The following is a 3,415-nucleotide window of genomic DNA, read 5'->3' on the forward strand; positions in this document are numbered from 1 at the left end:
GCGTTTCTAGCGTTAGATCCACATCCAGGTGATGATGATGAACCGTTGTCGCAGAATGGGTATACGTATGCGAATAATGATCCAGTGATGAATGTGGATCCGAATGGAAAATTATCACGTAAATTAAAATATAGTATTGCAGCTGGTGTAGCATTTTTAATTAGTGAATTACTTGGCGGAATTTCATTTAATACAATTAGTGGTGCAGTGGCTACTGCTTATGCAACTTATCAACTTCATTTAAAATATAATGGATTGCATTCGTATACTTCAATAATGAAGGATTTCAAACATAATAAGGGTAAAATAATGAAAGGTATAAAAAAACAAGCACGAAGAGTTGCACTCCGAGTGGGTTTGCGAAGTCTAGTTCCTATTTCTGGACTATCAGTAATTTATTGTTTTTCAGAAGGTATGTATGAAGGTTATAAGCATTATAAAAAATATAGTATTAAGAATTTTGCTAAAATAATTGAAAAAAAATATCATTAGAAATAAGGAAAGGATATTTAGAATGGATTTTGAATTGAACAAAACGACTATTTCCGGAATACTGGGCATAATTTGGATGATTATTAGTATAGTATTTTATTTAAGGCTTAGAACGTGGTATGGAATATTGTCTGCGATTGTATCATTACTGTTCCTTATAGGGATTACTTGGTATATTTTTTAGATTTCTAATTGTTTAATAGCTTAAAATTAATTAAAGATTTTGCGGGTATTAACATTTTGAATGAAAAGTATTTTCCAAAAAATAATTGATTGGATATACGAAAGAATAAGAGCCAGTCACCAAAATAATTGCCTCCAATCTTACGATAAAAGTAAGAATTAATCGTATACACAAAAATATGTACTTATCCAAAAAAAATTTGAAATATAATTTGATGACAGATGAAAAAATTGAGGATGAATTCAATTAGTCTATATTTGATACACACTTTGTCTATACTTTTTCATTTCGTTTAATTAAAGCCAATAAGAGAATTGCAGAAAATTTAAAAATTTTTGTTTGATAGAAGGATTTATTGATTACTTGTCTAATTATGTAATTAATACAAGAAGGGGGGATTTAAAATTATGGGAAAAACAAGGATCAATAAGATTTTAATGGGAATTGGGCTGGCTGCATTTTTAACTGTCCCCACATCAGTTTATGCTAGTACTGAAGCATCCCAGGATTCTACTAATTTACAACCACCTCAAGTAAGAGCACTAACGCCACAAGAGACAGAATTAATAACTCCTGAAAATCGGATGGTTTCAAGTCAAACAACCACTCCTTTAGCTGTGTCCGATCCTTCTGGGTGGCAGAGTAGAGGAAAATATGGGGGATCTGTTTATCCTTATTACGATAACAAACAAGCTATACCAGGAGGGGCCAGTGTGAATTGGGCTTCAGCAGGTGGAAATTTCAAAGTAGAATTTACTGATATTATTGCTGGCAACTCTTTTACAGTACAACTAATGGAATATGATCCTGATAATGCAGATGATCCTGTTGGTAATCCAGTAAGAATTGATTCGTTTAATAATATATTATTAGCGGAAAATATTTCTGGCTTTGTAGATGGGAGCGATAATGATGCTGAATTTTATGTTGAAGTTAGCAACGCTTATACCCAAGACTATATATATGCTGAAGGATTTGATTGATTAATAATCGAATAAGAGTCTAATCATTAATTGATTAGACGACCTCTCAGAACACCATACATGAATCTGCCTAACAATATAATTTATTATTGCATTGCAAGCTTTATAAAATAAGAGACGATTTTGAAAAGATAAAGATATTTTTTGATGCAGATGACGTGAACCATCAGTGGAGGACGAAGAAAATCCCCACTGATGGAAGTTTAGAAGGGGCTGTCCACTTTCTACAATGCGTATAAAAAAGAAAATTGAAACCTGACTACAGCATTCAAACGGCCACAGAGAATCAATTCATCATATTTTACACCACTCATTAACCTCCAACTGACACACTCTGTTTTATTCCATATTTACAAAAATTGAAGGAATCTTGTGTTTGTCCTTTACAGTCATAGCCGATATGGGGGGATGGGGGCGAAGAAAATTATGTTTATGCGGTAGAATGATAGTAGGAATATTTCTTTATTTGATTTTTTTAATCCTTTTATGGGACATAATTTAAATATAAAACACGCACTTATAAGAAGATTATTAAAAACGTAAAAAATTAGCATTATCAATATTCTGTTGGCGTATGCCAGCAATCAACAGAAGAAAATCCAAAATCCAAAAGCAGGTGTAGAAGAACGACTCGTTTTTCCTCACCTGCTTTATTTTAGAGGCTTTTCAGACAAGACCTTAAAAATTTACTTTTTATCTTCTAATGCTGTATGTTTGTAGTCTAACATTCTTATTTGAATATCACCCTTTGTTTCTACTCCAAAAGTTATGGTATCTTTTCCTAAAATACCATTTTTCTGAGGCATAACATTAACTTTAACTACAAATGAATTTTTTAGTCTGTTTCCTTTTTCACTTATAAATACTTGAACTGGACTAATATTAGTATATTGTCCGTATTTAATAAATATTGAATCAGGATTACCTATACTTACCTTTTCTTTATAATAATTTGAAACAGCTTCGTTTACTTTGTCAGAAAGCAAACTTAACATAAAATAATCTGTTGCTTGTTTTGAACTATTTAAATTATTTGAATCCTGAGATTTAGCTGCAAAGCTATAACCTCCTGTTGCAATTGAACCAACTACAAGCCCAACGGTCAATAATAATTTCTTCATATATATTCATTCATCCCCTTTAAAATATTATCAAACTGCCTAGTTAATAGGCTATCCATAAATAACCTGAATTATTCATCCTAATCTAAAATTTTAAAAATATCCTGAGATGTATAGCACTAAGAAGAATTTGTACTTAGAAGATCGCCGAATGAAAATAGATTAAAAAAAGTAATTTTAGTCTTACCAATTTATTTAATTTTATTCATTTAATAAATATCATCCTGATCAAAATAGAATCGATCCATTAGAATAAGTGTCATTCGCCAAAATAATTCTGACAATAGATTTTAATTTAAGTTGTAGAGTCCCCAATATCTTTTACATATTGAGGATCTTCTTCTATTTTGGAATTAGCAGGTGATTACGATCAAAATACCATAACATTCAATTAGGATTTACTAAAATAAGCCGCACAATTTAACGATGCCAATCAAATTGAAAAGAAAAACAATACGGACTACCAATATGATGCAGATGGCAACCTTCTACAAGATGAACACTTTCAGTACACCTATAATGAAGCACAGCGCTTAACAAGCGTTCAAACATTAGAAGGCAACACAGTAGCCTCTTATACCTATGATGAAAATGGACTTCGCCTCATGAAAACAGTGGGCGATACAACCCATGAA

General features: G+C 31.5%; 2 protein-coding genes and 2 pseudogenes. 3 read left to right on the forward strand and 1 reads right to left on the reverse strand.

What is annotated here, in order from left to right:
* Positions 1–492, forward strand: a pseudogene (locus FEU33_RS18500) (hypothetical protein); the annotation flags it as partial.
* 591 nt (positions 493–1,083) lie between these two features.
* Positions 1,084–1,659, forward strand: coding sequence for a hypothetical protein (locus FEU33_RS18505; RefSeq protein ID WP_146550951.1), 576 nt, complete (start codon positions 1,084–1,086; stop codon positions 1,657–1,659).
* 686 nt (positions 1,660–2,345) lie between these two features.
* Here FEU33_RS18505 and FEU33_RS18510 read toward each other — a convergent pair.
* Positions 2,346–2,780, reverse strand: a complete 435-nt coding sequence (locus tag FEU33_RS18510) for a DUF3888 domain-containing protein (RefSeq protein ID WP_146550952.1) — start codon at positions 2,778–2,780, stop codon at positions 2,346–2,348.
* Positions 2,781–3,208: 428 nt separating this feature from the next.
* Between FEU33_RS18510 and FEU33_RS19475 the strand changes: the two are divergent.
* Positions 3,209–3,415, forward strand: a pseudogene (locus tag FEU33_RS19475) (hypothetical protein); the annotation flags it as partial.

The organism is Rummeliibacillus suwonensis (genome assembly GCF_007896435.1).
Taxonomy (GTDB): domain Bacteria; phylum Bacillota; class Bacilli; order Bacillales_A; family Planococcaceae; genus Rummeliibacillus; species Rummeliibacillus suwonensis.